General features: G+C 69.2%; 3 protein-coding genes. All 3 read left to right on the forward strand.

What is annotated here, in order from left to right; genetic code table 11:
* Positions 1 to 421: TraU family protein (locus ACE3N6_RS19070; protein WP_374247402.1), on the forward strand; the 421-nt coding region annotated here is incomplete at its 5' end.
* The gene (gene trbC / locus ACE3N6_RS19075; protein WP_374247403.1) at positions 408 to 1,163 is read left to right on the forward strand and encodes a type-F conjugative transfer system pilin assembly protein TrbC; all 756 of its coding nucleotides are present in this window, start codon (positions 408 to 410) and stop codon (positions 1,161 to 1,163) included. The genes ACE3N6_RS19070 and trbC, both read left to right, overlap by 14 nt.
* A 9-nt stretch (positions 1,164 to 1,172) precedes the next feature.
* Positions 1,173 to 2,698: conjugal transfer protein TraN (gene traN / locus ACE3N6_RS19080; RefSeq protein WP_374247404.1), on the forward strand; the 1,526-nt coding region annotated here is incomplete at its 3' end.

Below are 2,698 nucleotides of genomic sequence, written 5' to 3' on the forward strand. Positions count from 1 at the left end.
CGCGGCCGACTGCGTCGCCGCCTCGGTCGGCTTCGGCCTCAAGGAGCTCTTCTGGTGCGCCGGCTGCCAGGGGGGCATCTATCCACTCGACGGCCACGTGCCCTACCACCTGGGCGGCGTGCGCACGGCCGCGCTGATGGCCCAGCGCCTGACCGCCAAGATGCACCGCGAATTGATCGCCTGGGGCTGGCACGGCACCCCCGGCCTGTGCGGACCGTACTTCGAGCCGGTCATGGACAAGACCGCCTACAAGACTCAACTCACCTACCCGATCCCCAACACCGCGAAGGAGGCCGGCCGCTGCTGCCAGCCCTTCGGCCGCACGACGGTGCTCTGGGGCGCCGGCAAGGAATACCCCGTGCGCGGCGAGGACTTCGCCTTCATGTTATTTCGCAAGAGGAACTGCTGTGTGGGCTTCTGATCTCCGTCTATCTGCCCGTGCCCTCGGCCTCACCGCCGCGCTCGTGGCGAGCGCGCAGGCCCTGGCGCAAACCCCGCCAGTCATCACCGAGGCGGACATCGAGCGGGTCCGCCGCGAAATGCCGACCATCACCGATCAGGACATCGATGCGGCGCGGCGGAAGTACGGCATACCCAGCGATGCCGAACTCCGTTCCGCGCCGGTGCCGACCCGCCCGAACGTCGAGGGGCTGCCCCAGCCCCTCAGCCGCACCCCGATCGACCTCGAAGCGCTGGCGCGGGGCTATGCATCGCAATCCGAGGCGATGACTCAGGCGCAGGGGTTGGTGGCTGGGCCCGGGCTGTTGGTGTTCGTCAGCCTGTCCATGCCCCGGCACACGCTGCAACGCCTGGTCGACCAGGCCGCGCGTGCAAAGGCCTCGATCGTCCTCCGAGGGTTCGCCAACGGCTCGCTGCGCGACACCGTCGCGCAGGTGCAGGGCCTGATCGGTTCCCGCCAGGTGGCCGTGCAGATCGATCCCCAGGCCTTCGACCGCTACGCCGTCACCCAGGTACCGGCTTTCGTGCTGGTGCGCGATGGCACCCGCCCGGTTGCCTGCGCCAGCGGCAGTTGCGCATCGGCCGACAGTTTCCTGCGGACCTCCGGCGACGTGAGCCTGGACTACGCGCTGGAACACATGCGGCGCTCGGCACCCGGGTTCGGCCCGCCCGCCGACACCTTCCTGAAACGGATCAAGGGATAGGAGGCCACGATGCGCCGCTGGATCACCTGGATCACGCTCGTCTGCTTCGTCACGACGCAGACCGCCGCCGTCGCCGGTCCGTTCGAGGAAGGCACTGCCGCCGGGCAGGCGGCCAATCCCGTCATCCGGGGGACGGTCAACACGCCGAGTGCATCGAGTACCGTGCCGGGCTACACCACGACGCCACCGGAAACCACGTACTACGGCCAGCCGAGCCTGTCGGGGGCCGCCAATGCCCGCCTGGCCGCCTGCGCCACCAGTGTCGATGATCCCGTCTGCCAGGCGCAGCGCGGTGCCGTGACTTCGGCCAACACGCCGCGCCCCCCGGTTTCGGCCTACGATCCCGCCGTCGCCGCCGCCCGCGATATCGCCGGCAATCCGTCGAGCGTGCTGGGCAGCCTTGCCGACTATTACTCGGGTTGCACCACCGCCGAGGTCACCACGCCCGCGGGCACGACCACCAAGGTCTGCAACCGTTACAGCGGCGTCGGCAACTACACCACCCGGCGCGACCTCACGGTCCAGGTGGAACTGCTGCCCAGTTGCGCCGAAGGCACGTGGTTCGCCCATGGCCAGGTCAACCGCAACGGCATGGACTACATGATTGCGGAAGCGCAATGCCGCATCCGCGCCGACGGCAAGCAGCGTTTCCGCTTCTACGCCGCCGGCGGCATGGGCGCCTGCATCGGCTGGCAGGCGCTCGACCTACCGACGGCGCCCGCCACCCGGGCCGTCTACGTCACCGACTTGTCGCCGCATTGGCAGGGCTACTGCTGGAGCCCCTTCAAGGTGGTCATGATGCCGGGCTCGGGCTGCACCGCCGGGAGTTGCAACTACACCTTCCAGTTCGGCACGCCGGTCTATGCGTGCCCCGCCGGAACGGTGGGCGGCGATACGCTGAGCGGGTATTGGGCCGGCGAATTCCTCTCCGGTGGTGCGGCCGACCAGTGCTACACGCTCACTGCCCCCGATGCCGAGGCCGGCTGCCCGGCCGGCAGCATGACGATCTACGACGACGCCGGGATGCACTGCGCCCTACCGGCGGGACCCGCGACCCTGGTCGGCGCCTCCGGTTGGAGTCTGCCCCTGTCCTTCGTCCAGCCGACCATGGAGCAGCACGAGACCGACGTCTGGGTCGACAAGAGCGCCGTGCTGACGGAAGGCGGCCGCTGCACCGTGACCACGGCCGACCGCTGCGTCGACGGCCCCGGCACCAAGACCATCGACGGCCGCGCCGTCACGCGCGCCTGCTGGTCCTATGAGCGCACCCTGACCTGCACCGCGGGCGCCCCGGTGGACGAGTGCGCCCCACTGGCGAGCAGCGGTTGCACTCCGGCGACCAGCACCTGCAAGCAGATGAATGCGGCGACCGGGTTGTGCGAAATCACCCAGGACACCTACACCTGCCCGATCGCCGCCCAAACCGCCACCACCGCCTCGAATTGCCCCGCCAACGTCTATTGCCTGGGCTCAAACTGCTTCAACACCAGCTACACCAACGACGCCGACTTCGCCCGTTCGATGTCGCTGATGGA

This window comes from Zoogloea sp. (assembly GCF_041904905.1).
In the GTDB taxonomy this organism is placed as follows: Bacteria; Pseudomonadota; Gammaproteobacteria; order Burkholderiales; family Rhodocyclaceae; genus Zoogloea.